This is a genomic window from Streptomyces sp. AP-93 (assembly GCF_022808175.1).
Classification (GTDB): Bacteria; Actinomycetota; Actinomycetes; order Streptomycetales; family Streptomycetaceae; genus Streptomyces.
Genome location: NZ_JALGBX010000017.1, coordinates 193,978 through 215,848 on the forward strand (window position 1 = coordinate 193,978; position 21,871 = coordinate 215,848).

23 protein-coding genes are annotated in these 21,871 nt (G+C 70.9%); 16 read left to right on the forward strand and 7 right to left on the reverse strand.

The window, feature by feature from the left end; genetic code table 11:
- Positions 1-147: 147 nt before the first annotated feature.
- The 3 genes from fabG (at position 148) to MTF69_RS26760 (ending at position 2,305) form a co-directional block, all read left to right on the forward strand.
- Positions 148-867, forward strand: a complete 720-nt coding sequence (gene fabG / locus MTF69_RS26750) for a 3-oxoacyl-[acyl-carrier-protein] reductase (RefSeq protein ID WP_243338548.1) — start codon at positions 148-150, stop codon at positions 865-867.
- A 5-nt stretch (positions 868-872) separates the two neighbouring features.
- Positions 873-1,646 carry an enoyl-ACP reductase FabI gene (fabI, locus tag MTF69_RS26755; protein WP_243338549.1) on the forward strand — a complete coding sequence of 258 codons (774 nt, stop codon included), beginning with the start codon at positions 873-875 and terminating at the stop codon, positions 1,644-1,646.
- A gap of 224 nt (positions 1,647-1,870) precedes the next feature.
- Positions 1,871-2,305, forward strand: a complete 435-nt coding sequence (locus MTF69_RS26760) for a hypothetical protein (protein WP_243338550.1) — start codon at positions 1,871-1,873, stop codon at positions 2,303-2,305.
- Here the strand turns inward: MTF69_RS26760 and MTF69_RS26765 are convergent.
- A complete protein-coding gene (locus MTF69_RS26765) occupies positions 2,286-2,990 on the reverse strand; it encodes a FadR/GntR family transcriptional regulator (protein WP_243338551.1) in 705 nt (234 codons plus the stop codon). The two genes, MTF69_RS26760 and MTF69_RS26765, sit on opposite strands and share 20 nt — an antisense overlap.
- Before the next feature lie 99 nt (positions 2,991-3,089).
- Here MTF69_RS26765 and MTF69_RS26770 point away from each other — a divergent pair, with 99 nt between their 5' ends.
- The 4 genes from MTF69_RS26770 to MTF69_RS26780 all read left to right on the forward strand — a co-directional run bounded on the left by MTF69_RS26770 (position 3,090) and on the right by MTF69_RS26780 (position 5,521).
- On the forward strand, positions 3,090-4,391 hold the full coding sequence (locus MTF69_RS26770) for an MFS transporter (protein ID WP_243338552.1): 1,302 nt from the start codon (positions 3,090-3,092) through the stop codon (positions 4,389-4,391).
- A 5-nt stretch (positions 4,392-4,396) separates the two neighbouring features.
- On the forward strand, positions 4,397-4,516 hold the full coding sequence (locus MTF69_RS43030) for an SGM_5486 family transporter-associated protein (protein WP_279346263.1): 120 nt from the start codon (positions 4,397-4,399) through the stop codon (positions 4,514-4,516).
- A 139-nt stretch (positions 4,517-4,655) separates the two neighbouring features.
- A complete protein-coding gene (locus tag MTF69_RS26775; RefSeq protein ID WP_243338555.1) occupies positions 4,656-4,871 on the forward strand; it encodes a hypothetical protein in 216 nt (71 codons plus the stop codon).
- Between the two features lie 131 nt (positions 4,872-5,002).
- Positions 5,003-5,521, forward strand: a complete 519-nt coding sequence (locus tag MTF69_RS26780; RefSeq protein WP_243338558.1) for a histidine phosphatase family protein — start codon at positions 5,003-5,005, stop codon at positions 5,519-5,521.
- Positions 5,522-5,656: 135 nt separating this feature from the next.
- On the opposite strand, the gene serB is transcribed toward MTF69_RS26780, so the two are convergent.
- The gene (serB, locus tag MTF69_RS26785) at positions 5,657-6,856 is read right to left on the reverse strand and encodes a phosphoserine phosphatase SerB (protein WP_243338559.1); all 1,200 of its coding nucleotides are present in this window, start codon (positions 6,854-6,856) and stop codon (positions 5,657-5,659) included.
- Positions 6,857-7,274: 418 nt separating this feature from the next.
- Here serB and MTF69_RS26790 point away from each other — a divergent pair, with 418 nt between their 5' ends.
- Positions 7,275-9,830 (forward strand): FHA domain-containing protein, encoded by a 2,556-nt coding sequence (locus MTF69_RS26790; protein ID WP_243338560.1) that lies wholly within the window; start codon positions 7,275-7,277, stop codon positions 9,828-9,830.
- A 108-nt stretch (positions 9,831-9,938) separates the two neighbouring features.
- On the opposite strand, the gene MTF69_RS26795 is transcribed toward MTF69_RS26790, so the two are convergent.
- Entirely contained in the window at positions 9,939-10,640 is a 702-nt protein-coding gene (locus tag MTF69_RS26795; RefSeq protein ID WP_243338561.1) for a transglycosylase SLT domain-containing protein, read from the reverse strand.
- Positions 10,641-11,298: 658 nt separating this feature from the next.
- Here MTF69_RS26795 and MTF69_RS26805 point away from each other — a divergent pair.
- The 3 genes from MTF69_RS26805 to MTF69_RS26815 all read left to right on the forward strand — a co-directional run bounded on the left by MTF69_RS26805 (position 11,299) and on the right by MTF69_RS26815 (position 13,497).
- Positions 11,299-12,462: a GAF domain-containing sensor histidine kinase gene (locus MTF69_RS26805; RefSeq protein ID WP_243338562.1), complete on the forward strand. Its 1,164-nt coding sequence runs from the start codon at positions 11,299-11,301 to the stop codon at positions 12,460-12,462.
- Positions 12,455-13,123 carry a response regulator transcription factor gene (locus MTF69_RS26810; protein WP_308401457.1) on the forward strand — a complete coding sequence of 223 codons (669 nt, stop codon included), beginning with the start codon at positions 12,455-12,457 and terminating at the stop codon, positions 13,121-13,123. Before MTF69_RS26805 ends, MTF69_RS26810 begins: the two co-directional genes overlap by 8 nt.
- A 128-nt stretch (positions 13,124-13,251) precedes the next feature.
- The gene (locus tag MTF69_RS26815) at positions 13,252-13,497 is read left to right on the forward strand and encodes a chaplin (protein ID WP_243338617.1); all 246 of its coding nucleotides are present in this window, start codon (positions 13,252-13,254) and stop codon (positions 13,495-13,497) included.
- A gap of 687 nt (positions 13,498-14,184) precedes the next feature.
- Here the strand turns inward: MTF69_RS26815 and MTF69_RS26820 are convergent.
- Complete coding sequence (locus MTF69_RS26820) at positions 14,185-14,970, reverse strand: hypothetical protein (protein ID WP_243338563.1); 786 nt, start codon at positions 14,968-14,970, stop codon at positions 14,185-14,187.
- 142 nt (positions 14,971-15,112) lie between these two features.
- Between MTF69_RS26820 and MTF69_RS26825 the strand changes: the two genes are divergently transcribed.
- The 4 genes from MTF69_RS26825 to MTF69_RS26840 all read left to right on the forward strand — a co-directional run bounded on the left by MTF69_RS26825 (position 15,113) and on the right by MTF69_RS26840 (position 18,427).
- Complete coding sequence (locus MTF69_RS26825) at positions 15,113-15,907, forward strand: ABC transporter ATP-binding protein (RefSeq protein ID WP_243338568.1); 795 nt, start codon at positions 15,113-15,115, stop codon at positions 15,905-15,907.
- An 85-nt stretch (positions 15,908-15,992) separates the two neighbouring features.
- Positions 15,993-16,424: an NfeD family protein gene (locus MTF69_RS26830; protein ID WP_243338570.1), complete on the forward strand. Its 432-nt coding sequence runs from the start codon at positions 15,993-15,995 to the stop codon at positions 16,422-16,424.
- 137 nt (positions 16,425-16,561) lie between these two features.
- Entirely contained in the window at positions 16,562-17,557 is a 996-nt protein-coding gene (locus tag MTF69_RS26835) for an SPFH domain-containing protein (protein ID WP_243338571.1), read from the forward strand.
- A gap of 99 nt (positions 17,558-17,656) precedes the next feature.
- Complete coding sequence (locus tag MTF69_RS26840; RefSeq protein WP_243338619.1) at positions 17,657-18,427, forward strand: sulfite exporter TauE/SafE family protein; 771 nt, start codon at positions 17,657-17,659, stop codon at positions 18,425-18,427.
- A 92-nt stretch (positions 18,428-18,519) separates the two neighbouring features.
- Here MTF69_RS26840 and MTF69_RS26845 read toward each other — a convergent pair whose 3' ends face one another.
- From MTF69_RS26845 to MTF69_RS26855, 3 genes are all read right to left on the reverse strand, one after another.
- A complete protein-coding gene (locus tag MTF69_RS26845; RefSeq protein ID WP_243338573.1) occupies positions 18,520-19,023 on the reverse strand; it encodes an HNH endonuclease in 504 nt (167 codons plus the stop codon).
- 161 nt (positions 19,024-19,184) lie between these two features.
- Complete coding sequence (locus MTF69_RS26850) at positions 19,185-19,718, reverse strand: YbhB/YbcL family Raf kinase inhibitor-like protein (protein ID WP_243338575.1); 534 nt, start codon at positions 19,716-19,718, stop codon at positions 19,185-19,187.
- Positions 19,719-19,786: 68 nt separating this feature from the next.
- Positions 19,787-20,569: a sporulation protein gene (locus MTF69_RS26855; protein WP_243338578.1), complete on the reverse strand. Its 783-nt coding sequence runs from the start codon at positions 20,567-20,569 to the stop codon at positions 19,787-19,789.
- 146 nt (positions 20,570-20,715) lie between these two features.
- Here MTF69_RS26855 and MTF69_RS26860 point away from each other — a divergent pair, with 146 nt between their 5' ends.
- On the forward strand, positions 20,716-21,357 hold the full coding sequence (locus tag MTF69_RS26860; protein ID WP_243338580.1) for a DNA-3-methyladenine glycosylase: 642 nt from the start codon (positions 20,716-20,718) through the stop codon (positions 21,355-21,357).
- Positions 21,358-21,871 lie beyond the last annotated feature (514 nt).

Genomic DNA, 21,871 nt, shown 5'->3' on the forward strand with positions numbered 1-21,871 from the left:
TGTCGCGTCGGGGCTTGCCGTGCCTACATCTTTCTGTAGGGACTCGACAGAGCCCGCACCGAGGCCCTGTCGGAGCCGGATTCTCCGGATGGGGGAGTTGACCTATAGGTTTTTGGTATTCAGACCGCTAGTCGAAAGGGTGATCCGTTGAGCCGCTCGGTTCTCGTCACCGGAGGTAACCGGGGCATCGGCCTCGCCATCGCCCGAGCTTTCGCGGAAGCGGGGGACAAGGTCGCGATCACGTTCCGGTCGGGCGAGCCCCCGGCCGAGCTCACGGCCCTGGGTGTGCTGGCGGTCCGCTGCGACATCACCGACTCCGACCAGGTCGACCTGGCGTACAAGCAGGTCGAGGACGCCCACGGCGCGGTCGAGGTCCTCGTGGCCAATGCGGGCATCACCAAGGACACGCTGCTGATGCGGATGTCCGAGGACGATTTCGCCTCGGTCGTCGACACCAACCTCACCGGCACCTTCCGGGTCGTCAAGCGCGCGAACCGCGGCATGCTCCGTGCCAAGAAAGGCCGCGTCGTCCTGATCTCCTCGGTCGTCGGCCTGCTCGGCTCGGCCGGCCAGGCCAACTACGCCGCCTCCAAGGCGGCGCTGGTCGGCTTCGCCCGCTCCCTCGCCCGTGAGCTGGGCTCCCGCAACATCACCTTCAACGTCGTCGCCCCGGGCTTCGTGGACACCGACATGACGAAGGTGCTCACGGACGAGCAGCGGGCCGGCATCGTCGGCCAGGTGCCCCTGGGCCGCTACGCGCAGCCCGAGGAGATCGCGGCCGCGGTCAGCTTCCTGGCGTCCGACAACGCCGCGTACATCACTGGTGCCGTCATTCCCGTTGACGGCGGATTGGGCATGGGTCACTGATCACCATGAGCGGAATTCTCGACGGCAAGCGCCTCCTCGTCTCCGGGGTGCTGATGGAGTCCTCCATCGCCTTCCACGTCGCCAAGCTGGCCCAGGAGCAGGGCGCCGAGGTCATCCTCACCGCCTTCCCGCGGCCGACGCTGACCGAGCGCATCGCCCGCAAGCTGCCCAAGCCCGTCAAGGTGATCGAGCTCGACGTCACCAACGACGAGCACCTGGCGCGCGTGGAGGAGCTCGTCCGCGCGGAGCTCGGCGGCCTCGACGGCGTCGTCCACTCCATCGGCTTCGCGCCGCAGGACGCGCTCGGCGGCAACTTCCTGAACACCCCGTTCGAGTCGGTCGCCACCGCCATGCACGTCTCGGCGTTCTCGCTGAAGTCGCTGACCATGGCCTGCAAGCCGCTCTTCCCGGAGAACGAGGGCGCCTCGGTCGTCGGCCTCACCTTCGACGCGCAGTTCGCGTGGCCGCAGTACGACTGGATGGGCCCGGCCAAGGCCGCGCTGGAGGCCACCAGCCGCTACCTCGCCCGTGACCTGGGCAAGGAGAAGATCCGCTGCAACCTGGTCTCGGCCGGTCCGCTCGGTTCGATGGCTGCGAAGTCCATCCCGGGCTTCTCCGACCTGGCGGACGTCTGGAACCACCGCTCCCCTATGGAGTGGGACATGACGGACCCGGAGCCGGCCGCCAAGGGCGTCGTCGCCCTGCTGTCGGACTGGTTCCCCAAGACCACCGGCGAGATCATCCACGTCGACGGCGGCCTGCACGCGATGGGTGCCTGACCTTCCCGGTCCCGACTCCGTTCCATCCGTACGGCGGCGGCCGCGTCTTCCCTTCCGGGAGGCGCGGCCGCCGCCGTTTGCGTGCGCGTCGTGGGGACCGTACGGGGCGACTCGATCAGATGTCCGCCCTCGGGCCGGATCTTCCCAAGTCGAAAATTGGGACATTTGCCTGCAAACTGGGCCCGTCGGGATCTTCCCGGCTCCTGCGGGGAGGAGGTACGGGAGTGCGCGCGAGGCGGAGCCGAGCGGTATCCCTGCTGATCACCTCGGTGGTCCTGACCGGATTCCTGCTCCCCGGAGCCGTCGCGCAGGACGAGGAGGGGCCCGCCCCGGCGCCCGGCACGGACGTCCAGGCCCCGGCCGTGGTCGACCTGGCCCAGATCCCCGCCGAACCGCCCGTACAGCCCGCGCGGCCCGCCGCCCGGGAGCTCTTCGGAGCCGACTGCGACACCGAGATCAACGGCTCGCAGGTGGTGGCCTTCTGCCACAACAGCTACCCGCAGACCGATCTGGTCCGCCTGCACGTGGAGTGCGACCGCTGGTGGGACGTGGACGGGGACGGCGCCGCCGTGGCCGTCGGCCCGGCCGGCCGGGTGGAGCTCTCCGGCCGCTGCTGGAAGGAAGTCCGCTCCGCCTGGGTCAGCCACCGGCGGCAGTGAGCCCCGCGGAGCGCCCTTCCTTCGCCAGGCAGACGAACGGATAGCCGGCCGCCTCCGAGGCCGCCGCGTCCCTGTCCCCGCGCCGGATCGCCTCGATCAGCCGGGCGTGGTCCAGGTGTGAGGCGGGATCGAGCTCCGTGCCCACGTCGGTGCGCAGCCAGTCGGCCACCAGATCGCCGAGGTCCGCGTACAGCTCGATGAGCACGTCGTTGTGCGAAGCCGCCACCACCGCCATGTGCAGGGCCACGTCCGCCGCGACGAACGGCTCCGCGTCCCCGGCCGACCACGCCTCCTCGCGCCGCGCCAGCAGTGCGTCCAGCTGTACGAGGTCCCGCGCCGTCCGCCGCTCCGCCGCGAGGCGGGCCGCCGAGGACTCCAGCGTCGAGCGCAGCTCCGCGATGTGCCGGGGGTCGGCGCCGGCGAAGCGGCGGTGCATGACCCCGGCCAGCTCGCTGGTGGCGATGACGTAGGTACCCGAGCCCTGGCGGATGTCGAGGAGGCCGTTGTGCGCGAGCGCCCGGACGGCCTCCCGCACGGTGTTGCGGGCGACGCCCATCAGCTCCACGAGCTCCGGTTCCGTGGGGATGCGGGCGCCCACGGGCCATTCGCCGGTGGTGATCTGGTTCCTGAGCTGGGCGATCACCTGGTCGACGAGCGCGGATCGTCGGGGCGAGGTCAGCGGCATGCGGTCGGGGTTCCTCTCGGGGCGGGCGCGATGGTGGTGACGGGAACGATACGGCTGCGGGGTGGACAACCAATCATCCCATGATTCTATGATGCTGGAATGTCCGACGAAGAAGTCCAGATCCTGAACCGGCCCCGGGCCGCGCGCACGGCATCCCCGCAGTCCCTTCCCGCCCCCGCCGCCACCCCGCAGCCGGCGTGGCTCGGACCCGTGCTCCTCGTCGGCATCGTGCTGGCCGCCCTCAACCTGCGGCCCGCCATCACCAGCCTCGGCGCCCTGTTCGAGGAGACCCGCGAGGGCCTCGGCATGAGCGGCACCGTCGCCGGACTCATCACCTCCGTGCCCGCCCTCTGCTTCGCCGTCTTCGGCGTCACCGCGCCCCGGCTCTCCCGCCGCTTCGGCCCGGCCGCGGTCGTCTGCGCCGGCATGGCCGCCGTCGCCGCGGGCCTGCTGATCCGGCCCTTCGCCACCAACGCCGCCGGGTTCCTCGCGGCCAGCGCCCTGACCCTGGCGGGCATAGCCCTGACCAACGTGTTGCTGCCGGTGATCGTCAAGCGCTGGTTCCCCGACAGGGTCGCCGCCATGACCGGGCTCTACTCCATGGCCCTGGCCGCGGGCACCTCGCTGGCGGCCGCGGCGACGGTCCCGATGACCCGGGCCCTCGGCGGCAGCTGGCGCACCGGCCTGCTGGTCTGGGCCTTCCTCGCCGTGGCGGCCGTGCTGCACTGGCTGGCCATCGCGGCGGCGGCCCGCAAGGAGAAGGCGGCGGCCGCGGCCGGCGCGGCACCGGCCGCCGCGCCCGACACCGGGCCCAGCGTCGTGCGCAGCCGCACCGCGTGGGCCCTCGCCTGCTACTTCGGACTCCAGGCCACGGGCGCGTACATCACCATGGGCTGGCTCCCGCAGATCTTCCGCGACGCCGGGGTCTCCGCCTCCACCGCGGGCGTCCTGCTCGCCGTCACCATGGTCATGGGCGTCCCGCTCGCCTTCATCATCCCCGGCCTGGCGGGCCGGATGAAGAACCAGGGCCCCATCGCGGTGGTCCTCGGCCTCTTCGGCCTCGTCGGCTACCTCGGGCTCTACTTCGCCCCCGCCGCCGGGGCCTGGGCCTGGGTCCTGATGCTCGGCGTCTCCAACTGCGCCTTCCCGCTCGTCATCACGTTGATCGGACTGCGCGCCGAGTCCCCGGCGGGCGTGGTCAAGCTCTCCGCCTTCGCCCAGAGCACCGGGTACCTCATCTCCATCCCCGGACCGCTCGTCGTCGGCGTCCTCTACCAGCACAGCGGCGGCTGGGACCTGCCCCTCGCCCTGATGGCCGGTCTGCTCGTCCCGCAGATCGTGCTCGGCATGCTGGCGGGCCGGGACCGCACGATCGAGGACGAATGCGGCATGCGAGACTGATCGGCATGTCGCCCGTACTTGAACCGAACCCCCAGAACGGCCACCGCAAGCTCGGCCTCGTGCTGGGCGCGATGCTGCTGGTCACCGTGATCATCGCCGTCGTCGCCACCCTCGCCTCGCCGTAAGGGGTGGGGTTAACCCCCCAACCCCTAGGGGGTCAGGCTCAGGGAGATCTGGGGTGCGTCCCGGATGGGAACCGCCTGCTCGAATCCTTAGATTCGAAGAGCAAGAGCGAGCCCGTCCGACCACCCCACGGAGGCGGCCATGTCGGCCCCCACACACCTGGCCCCCGGCCGCCCGTCCGCTCCCCGCGCCGCCGGGGCGCACGCCCGGCTGCCCTGGTGGGCGCTCGCCCTGCCCGCCCTCGCCTTCGGTCTCCTGCTCATACTCCTCGCCGGATCCGGCCAGGCCCACGCCGCGTCCGGCGACGGCTCCACCCTCGTCCACGTCACCGAACGGCTGCTGAGCGCCGTCGGCTGACGAGGCGCCAGCCACGAGGAGCCCACCCGCGCCGCCGTGCGCCGGGGCGCGCCCCACACCCCCACACCTGGGGGTGATGACGCCCTCAACACCCTGCGCCCCGTGGCTCGATTCATGCGAAGCTGGGAGTCATGAGCGCCGACACACCCCGCAGGATCGTCCTCCTCCGGCACGCCAAGGCCGAATGGTCGGACGGCACGGACCACGACCGCCCCCTGGCGGAGCGCGGCCGTCACGACGCCCCGGCCGCGGGCCAGAAACTGGCCCAGACCGGCATCACCTTCGACCTGGCCCTCTGCTCCAGCGCGGCCCGGACCAGGGAGACCTGGAAGCTGGCCGTCCAGGAGCTGCCGCACCGGCCGAAGACCACGTACGAGGAACGGCTCTACGAGGCCTCGCTGGGCGAGCTCATCGCCCTGGTCAACGAGACCTCCGGCGACGTGAAGAACCTCCTGGTCATCGGCCACAACCCCGGCATGCACGCGCTGGCCGACGCCCTCTCCGGGAGCGCGCAGGGCGACGTGCTCGCCCGGATGAACCGCAGCGGCTTCCCGACCTCCGGGATCGCCGTCGTCTCCTTCACCGGCTCGTGGAAGTCCGTGGAGCACGGCGTGGGCAGCCTGCTGGACTTCTGGACCCCGCACAGCTGACGCGCACGACCCGCCGACTACGCCGACTACGCCGACTACGCCGACGGAGCGGGCCCCGGCACTTCCACAGTGCCGGGGCCCGCTCCGTCGTAGGGGCGTCGTGGTGCAGAACGTGTCCGTCAGGCCGTCAGGCCGTCAGGCCAGGTCTGCGGCTTCGACCTCTTCGCGGGTGATTCCGAGCAGGTACAGCACGGCGTCCAGGAAGGGCACGTTCACCGCGGTGTGCGCGGCCTGGCGGACCACCGGCTTCGCGCAGAAGGCCACGCCCAGCCCGGCCGCGTTCAGCATGTCCAGGTCGTTGGCGCCGTCACCGATGGCCACGGTCTGGGCCAGCGGTACGCCGGCCTCCGCGGCGAAGCGGCGCAGCAGCCGGGCCTTGCCCGCCCGGTCCACGATCTCGCCGGTGACCTTGCCCGTCAGCTTGCCGTCGACGATCTCCAGGGTGTTGGCGGAGGCGAAGTCCAGCCCGAGCCGCTCCCGCAGATCGTCCGTCACCTGCGTGAACCCGCCGGAGACCACGCCCACCTGGTACCCGAGCCGCTTGAGGGTGCGGATCAGCGTCCGGGCTCCCGGGGTGAGGCGCACCTCGGAGCGGACCTTGTCCACCACGGAGGCGTCCAGCCCGGCCAGCAGCGCGACCCGGGCGTGCAGCGACTGCTCGAAGTCCAGCTCCCCGCGCATGGCCCGCTCGGTCACCTCGGCGACCTCGGCCTCACAGCCGGCGTGCGCGGCGAAGAGCTCGATGACCTCGTCCTGGATCAGGGTCGAGTCCACGTCCATGACGACGAGGCGCTGGGCCCGCCGGTGCAGCCCGGCCGAGACCACGGCCACGTCGACGCCGATCTGTGCGGCGGCGGTGGCCAGCGCGGTGCGCAGCGGCTCGGTCGCGGTGCCGGAGACGGCGAACTCCACGGCCGTCACCGGATACTTCGCGAGCCGGAAGATGCGGTCGATGTTGCCGCCGGTCGCGGTGATCCGCGCGGCGATGGCAGCCGTGGACTCGGCGGTGAGCGGATGCCCGAGCACGGTGACGTGCGAACGGCCACTGCCGCGCGGCCGGTTGTCACCGGTGCCGGAGAGGATCTCGGCCTGCAGCTTGAGGGACTCGGCCCAGCTGTGGACGGTGGCCCGCAGCTCGCCCTCGGTGCCGCCGGTCGGGTGGGTGACGAGGGCGCACAGGACGATGCGGCCTCGGGTGACGACCTGCTCGATGTCGACGACGTCGACGGAGTAGGCGGCGAGGGTGTCGAACAGCCCGGCGGTGATCCCGGGACGGTCCTTGCCGAAGATCTTGACGAGGAGGGTGGGGACGTCGGAGGTCTGCGAAGCGCTCATGGTGCCTTCACCGTATCTCCCCGGCCTGCGCGCGCGGAGCCCCGTCCCACCTGGCGGAACCGTTTCGCTCCGTACGGACGTGCGGGGGCCACGCGGCGGACGTGTGAAGGTCGTGCGGTGGACGCCCGCAGCTCCCCGAAGCTCTGCGGGAGCACCCTCCGGGCGCGGCCGCACCCGCCCGGACGGAGCGGGGGCCGGGTGCCCCGCGCAGCGTGCCGCTGCGGAGCCCTTGCGGAGGGGACGTCCGGAAACACCCCCTCCGGCCCCTTTTCCACCCCCTGGGCCGGCCTCCCCGGACGCCGCCGAGTGGCCCGGATTCCCCTTGTGGCCGTGCGCCTGAAATAGTTCCCCCGGATGTTCGCCATCCCTAGACTCCCTGACGTCATGGGGGATCTCGGGGGACTTAAGTGGGGCTGGAGTGCCGGAACTCGTACTGGAATTGAATGGAAGGACCTGGACGCTCGATCCGTCCAGGTCGTACTCGCTGGGGCGCGACCCCCAGGGAGACGTGGTGATCGATGACGCCCGGGTGTCGTGGCGCCACGCCACCATCGCCTGGAACGGGCGAGGTTGGGGAATCGAGGACCACGGCAGCACCAACGGCACCTACGTGCGCGGGGCGAGGGTCCAGCAGGCCGAGCTCGTACCCGGCACGCCGGTGCACCTGGGCAACGCCACCGACGGGCCGCGGCTGAATCCCGTCGCGGGCGCCGCCGCGGCGGCCCCGGCGCCGCAGCCGGCCGTGGCGCAGCAGGCGCCCGCCCAGGCGTACGCGCAGCAGCCGCAGGCGCAGCCTCAGCCGCAGGCACCGCAGCAGCCCTGGGAACAGCAGGTCCAGCAGGCCCCGCCGTTCCCGCAACAGCAGGCCCAGCAGCCGCACCAGGCGCAGCCCTTCCCGCAGCAGCAGCACCAGCAGCACCAGCAGCAGCCGGGCGGCGGCGGTACCCCCGGCTACGGCGACCACCGCAGCCCGACGACGTTCCACCAGCTCGCGCTGGGCCACGTCATGCGCATCGGCCGTGCGCTGGAGAACGAGCTGGTGGTCTCCGACCTCCAGGTCTCCCGCCACCACGCGGAATTCCACTCGATGCCGGGCGGCCGCTTCGAGATCCGCGACCTCGGCAGCCACAACGGCACCTACGTCAACGGCCAGCCCCTGGCGAAGTCGGGCACCGCGCTGCTCGGCCCCAACGACATCGTCGGCGTCGGCCACTCGACCTTCCGGATCGTCGGCGACCGCCTCGAAGAGTTCGTCGACACCGGTGACGTCTCCTTCTCGGCCCGCCACCTCACGGTCACGGTCGACGGCGGCAAGCAGATCCTCAAGGACGTCACCTTCGGCGTCCCGGAGAAGTCGCTGATCGGCGTCATCGGCCCCTCCGGCTCCGGCAAGTCGACGCTCCTCAAGGCGCTGACCGGCTACCGCCCGGCCAACGAGGGCGACGTCCTCTACGACAACCGCAACCTGTACAAGCAGTTCGCGGAGCTCCGCCAGCGCATCGGCCTGGTCCCGCAGGACGACATCCTGCACAAGGAGCTGAAGGTCAGCACCGCCCTGAAGTACGCGGCCAAGCTCCGCTTCCCGGGCGACACCGCCGAGTCCGAGCGCGCCGCCCGCATCAACGAGGTGCTGCGCGAGCTCAAGCTCGACATCCACAAGGACAAGAAGATCACCTCGCTCTCGGGCGGCCAGCGCAAGCGCGTGTCCGTGGCCCTGGAGCTGCTGACCAAGCCCTCGCTGATCTTCCTGGACGAGCCCACCTCGGGCCTCGACCCGGGCATGGACCGCGACGTCATGCAGCTGCTGCGCGGCCTCGCCGACGACGGCCGCACGGTCCTCGTCGTCACGCACTCGGTCGCCGAGCTGGCCATCTGCGACAAGCTGCTGGTCATGGCCCCGGGCGGCTCGGTCGCGTACTTCGGCCCGCCGGACGAGGCGCTGAACTTCTTCGGCTACACCACCTGGGCCGACGTGTTCTCCGCCTTCGAGAGCTACCGGGACTACGACTGGGCCGGCCGCTGGAAGGGCTCGCAGCACTACCAGCTCTACGCCGCCGACATCGACGCGGTCGCCCCGCAGTCGGTGCAGCCCGCCGTGCAGCAGACCCGGCCGCCGAAGCCGCAGGGCTGGGGTTCCCAGCTCTGGACGCTGATGCGCCGCTACATGTCGGTCATCGCGTCCGACAAGGGCTTCATCGGGCTGATGCTGATCCTCCCGGCGGTCCTCGGCGTGGTCTCCGTCGTCATCCCCGCGAAGTTCGGGCTCGCGCCGCCCGTGGCGCCGTCCCGCTTCAACGGCGACGCCGGCACGATCATGCTGATCCTCGCGGTCGGCATGTGCTTCTCCGGTGCGGCCAACTCTGTCCGCGAGCTGATCAAGGAACGCGTGATCTACGAGCGCGAGCGCGCGACCGGCCTGTCCCGGTCGGCGTACCTCGCGTCGAAGGTGATCGTCCTCGGGTTCATCACGGCCATCCAGGGCGTGATCATCTGCGCGATCGGCTTCTACCCGCGCGACCTGCCCGCCGAGGGCCTGCTGATGCCGCCGGCCGTGGAGATCTGCCTGTCGGTCATCGCGCTCGGCTTCACCTCCATGATGTTCGGCCTGGTGATCTCCTCGCTGGTGAAGACCGCCGAGAAGACCATGCCGCTGCTCGTCATGTTCGCGATCGTCCAGGTCGTCTTCACCGGCATCCTCTTCCAGGTCTACGACTCTCCGGGCCTGGAGCAGTTCGCCTGGCTGATGCCCTCCCGCTGGGCCATCGCCGCGGCCGGCACCACGCTGAACCTCGGCGTGCTCATGCCGCCGTGGGACGCGGAGAACCCGACCAACACCGACCCGCTCTGGGACGCCACGGCCGGCCAGTGGGGCCTGAACATCACGATCCTGCTGCTCATCGGCGTCGCGTGCGGCTTCGCCGTGCAGCGCCTGCTGCGCCGCCACGAGCCCGAGGTCATGCGCGCGGGCAAGTAGGCACCAGGGCCGCGTACGCACGCGGACCACGCACGAACGCCTCAGGGCGGCTCCGGAACACCGGGGCCGCCCTGAGGCGCATGGGGGGCTGGGAAGGACGCCAGAGGCCTAGTAGGCGCTGTTGACGTTGTCCATGGAGCCGTAGCGGTCGGCCGCGTAGTTGCAGGCCGCGACGATGTTGGCGACCGGGTCGTACTGGTCGAACTTGGTGCCCTTGACGTGGTACGCCTTGAAGGTCGGGGCGATGACCTGGAGCAGACCCTTGCTGGGGATGCCGTTCTGGGCGTTGATGTCCCAGTTGTTGATCGCCATCGGGTTGCCGCTGGACTCGCGCATGATGTTCTTGTGGATCCCGGCGTACGTGCCCGGAATACCCTCCCGCTTCATGATGAAGAGGGCTTCCTTGATCCAGCCGTCCAGGTTGTTCGCGAAGACCGGCGCGCGGTTCGCGGAACGGCTGGCGGCCGCCTTCTGCTCGCGGTCCTTCTTCGCGTCCGCCGCGGCCTTGGCCTTCGCGGCTGTTTCCTTGGCGGCCTTCGCGTCCTTGGCGTCCTTCGCGACCTTGGCCTGCTGGCCCGCGACGACCTGCTGAACGGTGAGGTGCTGCTGCACGGCCTGCGTCTGCGCGCCGTCGACGACCTTCGACCAGGCGACGGGGGCCGCGGCGACGGCCGTCTGCGTCTCGCCGGCACCGGCCGGGACGAGGGAGAAGGCGAGGGCGGCGGCGCCCAGGGTGGCTACACCGGCGACGGAAAGCTTGTGGGCCTTCGTCAGACGACGACTGTGGCCGGGAGTGTTGGTCTCGGACATGCGTAGCAACCTCTTCGAATAGCGGGGGCCGCAGGAAAGCGCCTGCCGGATCCGGGATCCGCGGCGCTGTGCGGCGAGAGCAATTCTTAGCGGTGGCAAAATCCTGTGGCAAAGGTGTGACGTACGATCCCGCTTAGTGGATCAGGGCCCGGGGCCGAGCCCGGAATTCGGGGCTCAGCGCCCGCGAGCCAGCCCTAACAGCGCCCTTATCCGTCCACTAGGGAGCTTCGTAAGTGATGTGCGTCCTATGCGCGGGCTCACATCGGTCACGTATCAATCTCACCAACCGTTGCGGCAGCAATCCGCTCAGTGACCGTTCTCATCCTTGAGTAGCAGGAGAACGTCCCCGACGTCATGCCAAAGGCACAGCTTCGCTACGGCTGGGCGGTACCCGCGCGGTAGGCCCTCCCCTGCGCGGCGCGAGCCCGGGCCACAAGACCCGGCGGAATGTCCCTTATATACAGTCCCTTCTTCCGTACCCCCTCGAGCGCCCTCCCCGCTCCACCCCGGCCGGACCCCGCCCCCTGTACCGGCCGCCGGGCACCCCCGGGCCCGGGACCTGCGTCGAGACCTGCACCGAGACCTACGCCGCCACCTGCGCGAGGCCTACGCCCCCGGCCCGATCCGCCCGCCCCGCCGCCGCGAGTACCGTGAGGCCATGCCCTCCGGACCCCGAAGCCCCCGCGGCGGCGGCCTGGCCGCCGTGAGCACCGCCCTGCTCGCCATGAGCCGCCGGCTGGAGGTCCGCGACGTGCTGCGCACGATCGTCGCCTCGGCCCGCGAGCTGCTCGACGCCGAGTACGCGGCCCTGGGCGTCCCGGACGACCACGGCGGCTTCGCCCGGTTCGTCGTGGACGGCATCAGCGAGGAGCAGTGGCGGGCGATCGGCCCGCTGCCCCGCCAGCACGGCATCCTCGCCGCGATGCTCCACCAGGACGGCCCCGAGCGGCTGGCCGACGTACGCGAGGACCCGCGCTTCGAGGGCTGGCCCGCCGCCCACCCCGACATGTCCGACTTCCTCGGGCTGCCCATCCGGGACGGAGAGGAGACCCTCGGCGCCCTCTTCCTCGCGAACAAGCGGAGCGGCCCCGACGGCAGGCAGGGCTTCACCGACGAGGACGAGGAGCTCCTCTCCCTCCTCGCCCAGCACGCGGCGATCGCCCTCACCAACGCCCGCCTCTACGAGCGCAGCCGCGAGCTGACCATCGCGGAGGAGCGCTCCCGCCTGGCCCACGAGCTGCACGACGCGGTCAGCCAGAAGCTCTTCTCGCTCCGCCTGACCGCGCAGGCCGCCGCCGCCCTGGTCGACCGGGACCCGGCCCGCGCCAAGGACGAGCTCCAGCAGGTCGCCGCCCTCGCGGCCGAGGCCGCCGACGAACTGCGCGCGGCCGTCACCGAGCTCCGCCCCGCCGCCCTGGACGAGGACGGCCTGATCGCCACCCTGCGGGGCCAGGTCCGTGTCCTGGACCGGGCCCACGCCGCGCACGTCACCTTCACCTGCGACGGCGTACGGGCCCTGCCCGCGGCCCAGGAGGAGGCCGTCCTGCGCGTGGCCCAGGAGGCCCTGCACAACGCCCTGCGCCACTCGGAGGGCGACCGGATCGAGGTCACCCTGACCCGCCGGGAGACCGGGGGAGCCGTGCTCCGGGTGACCGACGACGGAACCGGCTTCTCCCCTCCCACCGTCCGCCGGGCGGGCCGGCACCTCGGCCTGGTCTCCATGCGGGACCGGGCCGCCGGCGTCGGCGGCAAGCTCACCGTGCGCTCCGAGCCCGGAACCGGCACCGGCACCACGATCGAACTGGAGGTACCCGGTGCCTGACACACCGGGCCGTAGCGGCCGCGGCATCCGCATCAAAGTACTGCTCGTGGACGACCACCAGGTGGTCCGGCGGGGTCTGCGCACCTTCCTGGAGGTCCAGGACGACATCGAGGTGGTCGGCGAGGCCTCCGACGGCGAGGAGGGCATCGACCGCGCCGAGGAACTGCGCCCCGACGTCATCCTGATGGACATCAAGATGCCGGGCACCGACGGCATCGAGGCACTGCGCAGGCTGCGCACCCTGGCGAACCCGGCACGCGTGCTGATCGTCACCAGCTTCACCGAGCAGCGCACGGTGGTCCCCGCCCTGCGGGCGGGCGCGGCCGGCTACGTGTACAAGGACATCGACCCCGACGCCCTCGCCGCCGCCATCCGCTCGGTGCACGCGGGCCACGTCCTCCTCCAGCCCGAGGTCGCCGGGGCCCTGCTCGCCGAGGAAGGCCCCGCCCCGTCATCCGGCCGCGGCGGCAACCTGACGGACCGCGAGCGCGAGGTGCTGCACCACATAGCGGACGGGCGCTCGAACCGGGAGATCGCCCGCGCGCTGGTCCTCTCGGAGAAGACGGTCAAAACGCACGTCTCGAACATCCTGATGAAGCTGGACGTCGCGGACCGTACCCAGGCGGCGCTGTGGGCGGTCAGACACGGCATCGCCCAGTAACCGACACGGGCAGTGATTCATACGGTCGGGTGTATGTAGCCCACATGGCGCATCCGGTTCGTCGGATGAGCGTTCTTCATCACGTGCCGCGGCGGCTGGCCGCGGCAGACGTACTGGAGGACGAGAACGTGAAGAACTTCAAGAAGGCCACTGCCGTCACCATGATCGCGGGCGGCCTCCTCGCCGCCGGCGCGGGTGTCTCGTCGGCGCACGGTGGTGCGTCGGCGGAGGGCGAGGCCCTGAACTCGCCCGGCGTGGCCGCGGGGAACCAGCTCCAGCTCCCCGTCCACATCCCCGCGAACGTGGTGGGCAACTCGGTCAACGTGATCGGCCTGCTGAACGGCGCCTGGGGCAACACGGGCGTCAACAACTGACCCCACACCCCTTTTGACGCGGCGCTCGCCACCTTTCCCGACGCGGCGCTCGCCACCTTTCCCGACGCGGCGCTCGCACTGCTCCGCAGGCTTCGCCCCGCCACGCCGGCCTCCGACCGGCGTGGCAGCCGGGCCCGCGTAGCGCCCCCGTTACCCGGTCCCGCTTCCCCCCTCTCCCTGGGAAGCGGGACCGAGCCATACCCAACGCGGCACCGGCCCGCTCCGCGGGCTTCGCCCCGCCGGGCAAACTCCACAGCACCGGCCCGCTCCGCGGGCTTCGCGCCGCCGGGCAAACTCAGCGGCACCGGCCCGCTCCGCGGGCTTCGCGCCGCCGGGAAACTCACCGGCACCGGCCTTCCTCCGTGGGCTTCGCGCCGGCGGGCAAACTCACCGGCACCGGCCCTCCTCCGCGGACTCCGCCCCGCCGGGCAAATCCAGCCTCGCCGGCGTTTGAGGCGCGGGGTCTGGGGCGGCGCCCCAGAAGGCCCGGCGCAGCCGGGGACGCTCGCGCGACGGTGCCGCACCCGAATCCACCCGCCACCGCAGGCATCCGCAGCCGGGCAAACTCAGCCTCGCCGGCGTTTGAGGCGCAGGGCCCGGGGCGGCGCCCCGGAAAGCCCGGCGCAGCCGGGGACGCCAGCGCAGCGGCCCCGCACCGGACTCCGACCCCGCCGCAGGCGACCAGGGCTAAAGCCCCCGCTCCCGCTCCTCAACGGCCGAGTTGTACGCGGCGACCAGCGCCCGCCGAGCGACCCTCTCCACCGGCCGCAAAGCCTCCGCCCGCGCGGCCATCTCCGACGCGGCCACCGCCGCCCCGTGCCCCCGCTCGGTCGCCAGCGACACCATCAGGTCCACCCGCTGGGCCAGCGACAGGACCCGTACCGCCCGCGCCGGGTACCCGGGCGCCAGCGCCTCCCGCCCGGCCTCCGTCCGTGCCCGGTACGCGGACAGCGCCGCCTCCGCGACCGGCCCGGATCCCGCCACGTCCAGCCGGGTCAGCACTACCGTGGCCTCGCGCAGCGCCTCCGCCAGTTCCCGTTCCGCCTCGCCGAGCGACGGCACGTCCGCCGGCGGGGCCTCCCGTACGGGCAGGCAGTGCCAGGTCACCGACACGTGCACATCACCCGCGGGCCCGGCCTCGTGCACCTCCGGCACCAGCCCGACCGCCGCACCCACCGCGACGACCGCCTCCTCGGCGTCCAGCGCCCTCGCGTTGAACTCCGCCGGCCCGCTCAGCCCCAGCGGATGCCCCGGCGCCGGGAGCGCGATCCGCAGCCCGGTCACCCCCAGCACCCGCAGCCGGCCCAGCGCCAGGGTGAGCCCCACCGGGCCGGATTCCCCGGGCAGCCCCTCCACCCGGTGCACGGAGTCCTCGCCCACGATCGACAACACGGCCTCATCGGGCGAGACGAGACCGGCCAGCAGAGCGTTCCCCCAGGCGGCCAGCCGCCCTGAACGCGGTTCGAAAAGCATCCCCCTACTTTACGGACGGCCCCCTGGACCCGGGCCCGCGCCCGGACCCCTCCCCGAGTGGCGTAGGTTTTCCCCTGGGGCTGCGCCCACGGACGGGGCGGCGCACAGACGAACCAAGACTGCAAGGGGAGACAACACGCTCATGAGCGATGTTCTGGAGCTGGTGGACGTATCCGTGGTCCGCGAGGGCCGGGCTCTGGTGGACCAGGTCTCCTGGTCGGTCAAGGAGGGGGAGCGCTGGGTGATCCTCGGCCCCAACGGCGCCGGCAAGACCACGCTGCTGAACCTCGCCTCCAGCTACCTCTTCCCCACCAAGGGCTCCGCCACCATCCTCGGCAGCAGCCTCGGCACGGTGGACGTCTTCGAGCTGCGGCCCCGCATCGGCATGGCCGGCATCGCGATGGCCGACAAGCTGCCCAGGCGCCAGACCGTCCTGGAGACCGTCCTCACCGCCGCGTACGGGATGACGGCCACCTGGCAGGAGGAGTACGAGGAGATCGACGAGCAGCGCGCCCGCGCCTTCCTCGACCGCCTCGGCATGACGCCCTACCTCGACCGGAAGTTCGGCACGCTCTCCGAGGGCGAGCGCAAGCGCACCCTGATCGCCCGCGCGCTGATGACCGACCCCGAGCTGCTGCTGCTCGACGAGCCCGCCGCGGGTCTCGACCTCGGCGGCCGCGAGGACCTCGTACGCCGCCTCGGCCGGCTCGCCCGCGATCCGCTCGCCCCGTCGATGATCATGGTCACGCACCACGTCGAGGAGATCGCCCCCGGCTTCACCCACGTCCTGATGATCCGTCAGGGCAAGGTGGTCGCGGCCGGCCCCATCGACCTCGAACTGACCTCCCGCAACCTCTCCCTCTGCTTCGGCCTGCCGCTCGTCGTCGAGCGCAACGGGAGCGACCGCTGGACCGCCCAGGGCCTGCCCCTGCGGTAGTCCGCGCTCCGGGGCCTGCCGTCCAACTCCCGCCGGGCCTCCCGCACCCTGTCCGGACCGCGCCCACCCGACCTACCATGACCATGTGGACATCGACGCGTGGGTGTGGTGGCTCATCGGCGCGGTCGGACTGGGCATCCCCCTGGTCCTGACCGCGATGCCCGAGTTCGGCATGTTCGCCGCCGGAGCGGTGGCGGCCGCCGTGACGGCGGCCCTCGGCGGGGGAGTGGTCGCCCAAGTCCTGGTCTTCGTGGTCGTGTCGGTCGCGCTCATCGCGGTCGTCCGCCCGATCGCCAACCGGCACCGCAACCAGAAACCCCAACACCGCAGCGGAATCGACGCGTTGAGGGGTCGCAGCGCCGTGGTCCTGGAACGCGTGGACGCCGGCGGCGGGGGCAGGATCAAGCTCGCCGGCGAGATCTGGTCGGCGCGCTCCCTGGACGCGGACATCACCTTCGAACCGGGCCAGTCCGTCGACGTGGTGGAGATCGACGGGGCGACCGCCGTCGTCATGTGACGGATGACGGACCAGCACGTGAGCAACTCACCTGTGTGCGAGCCACATGTGGGCAAGCAGCCGACCCGCGGCCCCGGGGTCTGCGAGACTCCGCTGAACGGGGCAGCACAGACAGCCGGAAGGGCACGGGGAACCGCATGCAACCGATCATCATCGTTCTGATCATTCTGGTGGTTCTGGTCTTCATCGCACTGGTCAAGACGATCCAGGTGATCCCGCAGGCCAGCGCCGCCATCGTCGAGCGATTCGGCCGCTACACCCGCACCCTCAACGCGGGCCTCAACATCGTCGTCCCGTTCATCGACTCGATCCGCAACCGGATCGACCTCCGCGAGCAGGTCGTCCCCTTCCCGCCGCAGCCCGTCATCACCCAGGACAACCTCGTCGTCAACATCGACACGGTCATCTACTACCAGGTGACCGACGCCCGCGCCGCGACGTACGAGGTGGCCAGCTACATCCAGGCCATCGAGCAGCTCACCGTCACCACGCTCCGCAACATCATCGGCGGCATGGACCTGGAGCGGACCCTGACCTCCCGCGAGGAGATCAACGCGGCCCTGCGAGGGGTCCTCGACGAGGCCACCGGCAAGTGGGGCATCCGCGTCAACCGCGTCGAGCTGAAGGCCATCGAGCCGCCGACCTCCATCCAGGACTCGATGGAGAAGCAGATGCGCGCCGACCGCGACAAGCGCGCCGCGATCCTCCAGGCCGAGGGTGTCCGCCAGTCCGAGATCCTGCGCGCCGAGGGCGAGAAGCAGTCCTCCATCCTGCGCGCCGAAGGTGACGCCAAGGCCGCGGCCCTGCGGGCCGAGGGCGAGGCGCAGGCCATCCGTACGGTCTTCGAGTCCATCCACGCCGGCGACGCCGACCAGAAGCTGCTCGCCTACCAGTACCTCCAGATGCTCCCGAAGCTCGCCGAAGGCGACGCCAACAAGCTCTGGATCGTCCCGAGCGAGATCGGCGACGCACTCAAGGGCCTCTCCGGAGCGATGGGCAACTTCGGCCCGATGGGCGCCGCCTCCGGCTTCAACCCGCAGAACGCCGGCAAGGACGCAGGCAGCGGCGGCGGCATTCCCGCCGCCCGCGACAAGAACGCCGCGGAACGCCGCGAACAGCCCCCCATCGACTGAACGGCCCGTCCCCTGCTGCATGATCAGTGAGGCCCCTCGACCTTCAGGGCGGGGAGGCGACTCACTCACGCAAAGGGGACGGCCTTGTCTGCCTTCTCGATGTCCCTCTGGGAATCCCTGGCGGTCTTCGCCGCCGGGATCGGCGCCGGCACCATCAACACCATCGTCGGGTCCGGCACCCTGATCACCTTCCCCGTGCTGCTTGCCACGGGCCTGCCGCCGGTCACGGCCAACGTCTCCAACACCCTCGGCCTCGTGCCCGGTTCCATCAGCGGAGCCATCGGCTACCGCAAGGAGCTCCAGGGCCAGCGCGCCCGCATCATCCGGCTCGGCGCCGTCTCCCTGGTCGGCGGACTCGCCGGCGCGGTCCTGCTCCTCACCCTGCCGTCGGACTCCTTCGACACGATCGTGCCCGTCCTGATCGGCCTGGCCCTCGTCCTCGTCGTCTTCCAGCCCCGGCTCGCCGCCGCCCTGCGCCGGCGCCAGGAGGCCGCGGGAGGCGACACCGGCCACCCCGACGGCGGCCCACTGCTGCTGTCGGGCATGCTGCTCTCCAGCGCGTACGGGGGCTACTTCGGCGCCGCCCAGGGCGTGCTCTACCTCGGCCTCATGGGCCTGCTGCTCCGCGAGGACCTCCAGCGGATCAACGCGGTGAAGAACGTGGTCGCCGCGATAGTCAACGGCATCGCGGCCGCCTTCTTCCTCTTCGTCGCCGAGTTCGACTGGACGGCCGTCCTGCTCATCGCCGTCGGCTCCACCATCGGCGGCCAGATCGGCGCCAAGGTCGGCCGCCGCCTGCCACCCACCGTGCTGCGCGCCGTCATCGTGACCGTCGGGATCATCGCGATCGTCCAGCTGCTGATCCGCTGAGCGACGTAGAAAAAGTACGTCGCCCAGCGCATCCGTCCACCCGCAAGGACGGGCTCGCCCTACGTGCTGCCGACCCGGGTGTGCCCGCGACCCTAGGCGGAACGCTCCAGCCACTCCGGCAGCGCCTCCCGCCCGCCCACCCCCAGCGCGAGCAGCATGGCGTCCGCCGGCGAGGGAACGAAGGGCTTGCGCAGGAGGGGCATCCCCGCCTCCTCCGGAGTCCGCGCCGCCTTACGGTGGTTGTCCTCGGAGCAGGAGGCCACCGTGTTCAGCCAGGTGTCCCCACCACCCTGCGCCCGCGGAAGCACGTGGTCCACGGTCGTGGCGCGCTTCCCGCAGTACGCGCACCGGTGTTGGTCCCGGATCAACACCCCCCTCCGTGACCAGGGAGCATGTCTCCGGAAGGGCACCCGGACGTACCTGCAGAGTCTGATCACCCGCGGCAACGGAAGATCCATCGTGGCCGCGCGCACACGGAACTCGGGATGCGCCTGTTCGACCACGGCCTTGTCCTGGAGCACCAGGACCACCGCCCGGTTCATCGTCACCGTCGACAGCGGCTCGAAGCTCGCGTTGAGCACCAGCGTGTCCCGCATCTCGCCCACCTCCCGTGTGCAGGCCCGCGACCACCCTGGCGGCGAGGCCCGCAACCACTCTGGTCGCGCGCGCCACGCGGGACAACGCAATAAAAATGCCCGGTCCTGGCCGTCTTTAGACCAGGACCGGGCAAACGCTCGGAGAACGAAGAGCGGAACGCTCAGCCCGCGGGAGCCTCGTACTCACCGACGAGCTGCGCACGCCCCAGCGTGTGGAACCGCAGATTGAAGCCGACGACGGCCGGGGACACGTCCGCGCCGGGACCGAGCTTCTCCTTGTCCACCGCGTACACGGTGAACACGTAACGGTGCCGCTCCCCGGCCGGGGGAGCCGCCCCGCCGAATTCCCGGGTGCCGTAATCGTTGCGGACGTGCACGGCCCCGGCGGGCAGCCCCTCGAACGCGGCCGAGCCCGCCCCCGCCGGCAGCTCGGTGACCGAGACCGGCAGATCGAAGAGCACCCAGTGCCAGAACCCGCTCCCCGTCGGCGCGTCCGGGTCGAAGCAGGTCACGGCGAAGCTCTTCGTCCCCTCCGGGAACCCCTCCCACCGCAGGTGCGGCGACACGTTCCCACCGGACAGCACCTGGTCGGGCCCCAGATCGGCCCCGGGCTCCAGGTCCGCACTGCTCACGGCGAACTCGTGCACCGGGGGATGGAAATCGTGGGGGAGCGGCGCCCTGCTCTGCTCGGCCACTGCGGAACCTCCTGCTGGGTTGAGTCGACGCTGACCGGTACCTGTACCGGCACCGAGCCTAGATCCGCTCAGAGCCAGTTGCGCTGCGAACCCACCGACGAGATCCACTGGTTCAGGTAGGCCGCCCAGTCGGTGTCCTGGTAGGACTGCAGCCCCACCTGGAAGCACCGGAAGGTGTCGCTGCCCTCGCTGAACAGACCCGGCTTCTTGTCCATCTCCAGGACGACGTCCATCTCGCGCCCGTCGGAGACGAAGGTCAGCTCGACCTGGTTCAGCCCCCGGTACTGCGACGGCGGCAGGAACTCGATCTCCTGGTAGAACGGCAGCGTCTGCCGCGTCCCGCGGATGTGCCCGCGCTCCATGTCCGCGCTGCGGAAGGAGAAGCCCAGCTGCGTGAAGGCGTCGAGGATCGCCTGCTGCGCCGGCACCGGGTGCACGTTGATCGCGTCGAGGTCGCCGGCGTCCACCGCGCGCGCGATCTCCAGCTCCGTGCTGACCCCGATGTTCATCCCGTGCAGCTGACGCCCGCCGAAGTGGGTGATCGGCGTCTCCCAGGGGATCTCCAGCCCGAACGGGACCACGTGCAGAGCGCCCGCCTGCACCTGGAAGGCACCACCGAGACGCTGCTTGCTGAAGACGACGTCCTGCTTGTACTCCTGGTCGTTGCCCTCCACCTCCACCCGCGCCTGGAGCCCGACGGACAGCCCCTCGATCTGCTGCTCCACGGACCCGCCCTGGATCCGGACCTCGCCCTGGACGATCCCGCCCGGCACGACGTTCGGCTCGGTGATGACCGTGTCGACCGAAGCACCACCGGCACCCAGGCTCGCGAACAGCTTCCTGAACCCCATGCTCTGACTCCCCTATACGACGTGCTCGAAATGTTCTGCTCGACAAGATCCGCGCGACCACGCGCGGCACTACCTCTGCATACCTCTACAAACGCGGAACCTTAGGCCCCGGTTGCAGGAGTACGCAGTCCACTACGCTCGACTGGATGAGCGCGCGCCCCGACCGTACGCCCCTGCCCCGGTCCTTCTTCGACCGCCCGGTCCTCACCGTGGCCCCGGACCTCCTCGGCCGCACCCTGGTCCGCCGCACCCCGGACGGCCCCATGGAACTGCGCATCACGGAGGTGGAGGCGTACGAGGGGGAAGCCGACCCGGGCTCCCACGCCTACCGCGGCCGGACGGCGCGCAACGCGTCGATGTTCGGTCCACCCGGACACGCGTACGTCTACTTCATCTACGGCATGTGGTTCAGCCTCAACCTGGTCTGCGGCCCGCCGGGCCACGCGAGCGGTGTCCTGCTGCGGGCGGGGGAGGTCACCGTGGGTGCGGAGCTGGCCCGTAAACGCCGGGTTTCAGCCAGATCCGACCGAGAACTGGCCAAAGGCCCGGCCCGCCTGGCCACCGCCCTGGCCGTGGACCGCTCCCTCGACGGCACGGACCTCTGTACCGGCCCGGATTCCCCCTTGTCCCTGCTGACCGGCAACCCCGTGCCGCCGGACCTGCTGAGCAGCGGCCCGCGCACCGGAGTGGGCGGCGACGGCGCGGCCCACCCGTACCGCTACTGGATCACCCACGACCCGACGGTGAGCCCCTACCGAGCCCATGCGCCACGCCGCCGCTCAACTTGACTCGGCGTCGGCGGACGCCTAACGTAGCCCGAGCCGCTTGAACGGGGCACTGCTATCAGCAGACCTCCAGAGCGGCCAACCCACTACCTACGACTTACCCCTGGCGGGGTCCTATTCGGCATGTCCGAATTCGATTCCGAACGGCCGATTATGAGCCACACGGGATAAGCGCTAATGTGGTGGAGCGCCGAAAGGCAAAGACCCCCAACGGTCACCGAATTCAAATCCAAGCCGACTGCGACTTTCGAGAAGCAGGGCGCGGAAATGATCTGGTAGAGTTGGAAACGAAGGAAGCGCCCGGAGGGCCTGGAAACAGGAACAAAGGAAGCGTCCGTTCCTTGAGAACTCAACAGCGTGCCAAAAATCAACGCCAAAAAGTTGATACCCCGTCCATTTCGGTGGATGAGGTTCCTTTGAAAAAGACCTGTGAGGTCGCAGCTTCGGCTGTGGTGCTTGCAGGCAATTACACAGCGAGGACGCAGTGGACGGTCGGTCTTATTCCGACATGACTGTC

Excerpts from the sequence above, each read along its gene's own strand:
- MTF69_RS26845 (WP_243338573.1), bottom strand. The coding sequence starts at position 19,023 with ATGCGGGACACGCTGGTGCTCAACGCGAGCTTCGAGCCGCTGTCGACG.
- serB (WP_243338559.1), bottom strand. The coding sequence starts at position 6,856 with ATGAGCGCTTCGCAGACCTCCGACGTCCCCACCCTCCTCGTCAAGATC.
- MTF69_RS26855 (WP_243338578.1), bottom strand. The coding sequence starts at position 20,569 with ATGGGGTTCAGGAAGCTGTTCGCGAGCCTGGGTGCCGGTGGTGCTTCG.
- MTF69_RS43030 (WP_279346263.1), top strand. The coding sequence starts at position 4,397 with ATGTCGCCCGTACTTGAACCGAACCCCCAGAACGGCCACCGCAAGCTC.
- MTF69_RS26765 (WP_243338551.1), bottom strand. The coding sequence starts at position 2,990 with ATGCCGCTGACCTCGCCCCGACGATCCGCGCTCGTCGACCAGGTGATC.
- MTF69_RS26780 (WP_243338558.1), top strand. The coding sequence starts at position 5,003 with ATGAGCGCCGACACACCCCGCAGGATCGTCCTCCTCCGGCACGCCAAG.
- MTF69_RS26775 (WP_243338555.1), top strand. The coding sequence starts at position 4,656 with ATGTCGGCCCCCACACACCTGGCCCCCGGCCGCCCGTCCGCTCCCCGC.
- MTF69_RS26770 (WP_243338552.1), top strand. The coding sequence starts at position 3,090 with ATGTCCGACGAAGAAGTCCAGATCCTGAACCGGCCCCGGGCCGCGCGC.
- MTF69_RS26840 (WP_243338619.1), top strand. The coding sequence starts at position 17,657 with ATGTCCCTCTGGGAATCCCTGGCGGTCTTCGCCGCCGGGATCGGCGCC.
- MTF69_RS26820 (WP_243338563.1), bottom strand. The coding sequence starts at position 14,970 with ATGCTTTTCGAACCGCGTTCAGGGCGGCTGGCCGCCTGGGGGAACGCT.
- MTF69_RS26825 (WP_243338568.1), top strand. The coding sequence starts at position 15,113 with ATGAGCGATGTTCTGGAGCTGGTGGACGTATCCGTGGTCCGCGAGGGC.
- MTF69_RS26795 (WP_243338561.1), bottom strand. The coding sequence starts at position 10,640 with ATGTCCGAGACCAACACTCCCGGCCACAGTCGTCGTCTGACGAAGGCC.
- MTF69_RS26835 (WP_243338571.1), top strand. The coding sequence starts at position 16,562 with ATGCAACCGATCATCATCGTTCTGATCATTCTGGTGGTTCTGGTCTTC.
- MTF69_RS26860 (WP_243338580.1), top strand. The coding sequence starts at position 20,716 with ATGAGCGCGCGCCCCGACCGTACGCCCCTGCCCCGGTCCTTCTTCGAC.
- fabI (WP_243338549.1), top strand. The coding sequence starts at position 873 with ATGAGCGGAATTCTCGACGGCAAGCGCCTCCTCGTCTCCGGGGTGCTG.
- MTF69_RS26805 (WP_243338562.1), top strand. The coding sequence starts at position 11,299 with ATGCCCTCCGGACCCCGAAGCCCCCGCGGCGGCGGCCTGGCCGCCGTG.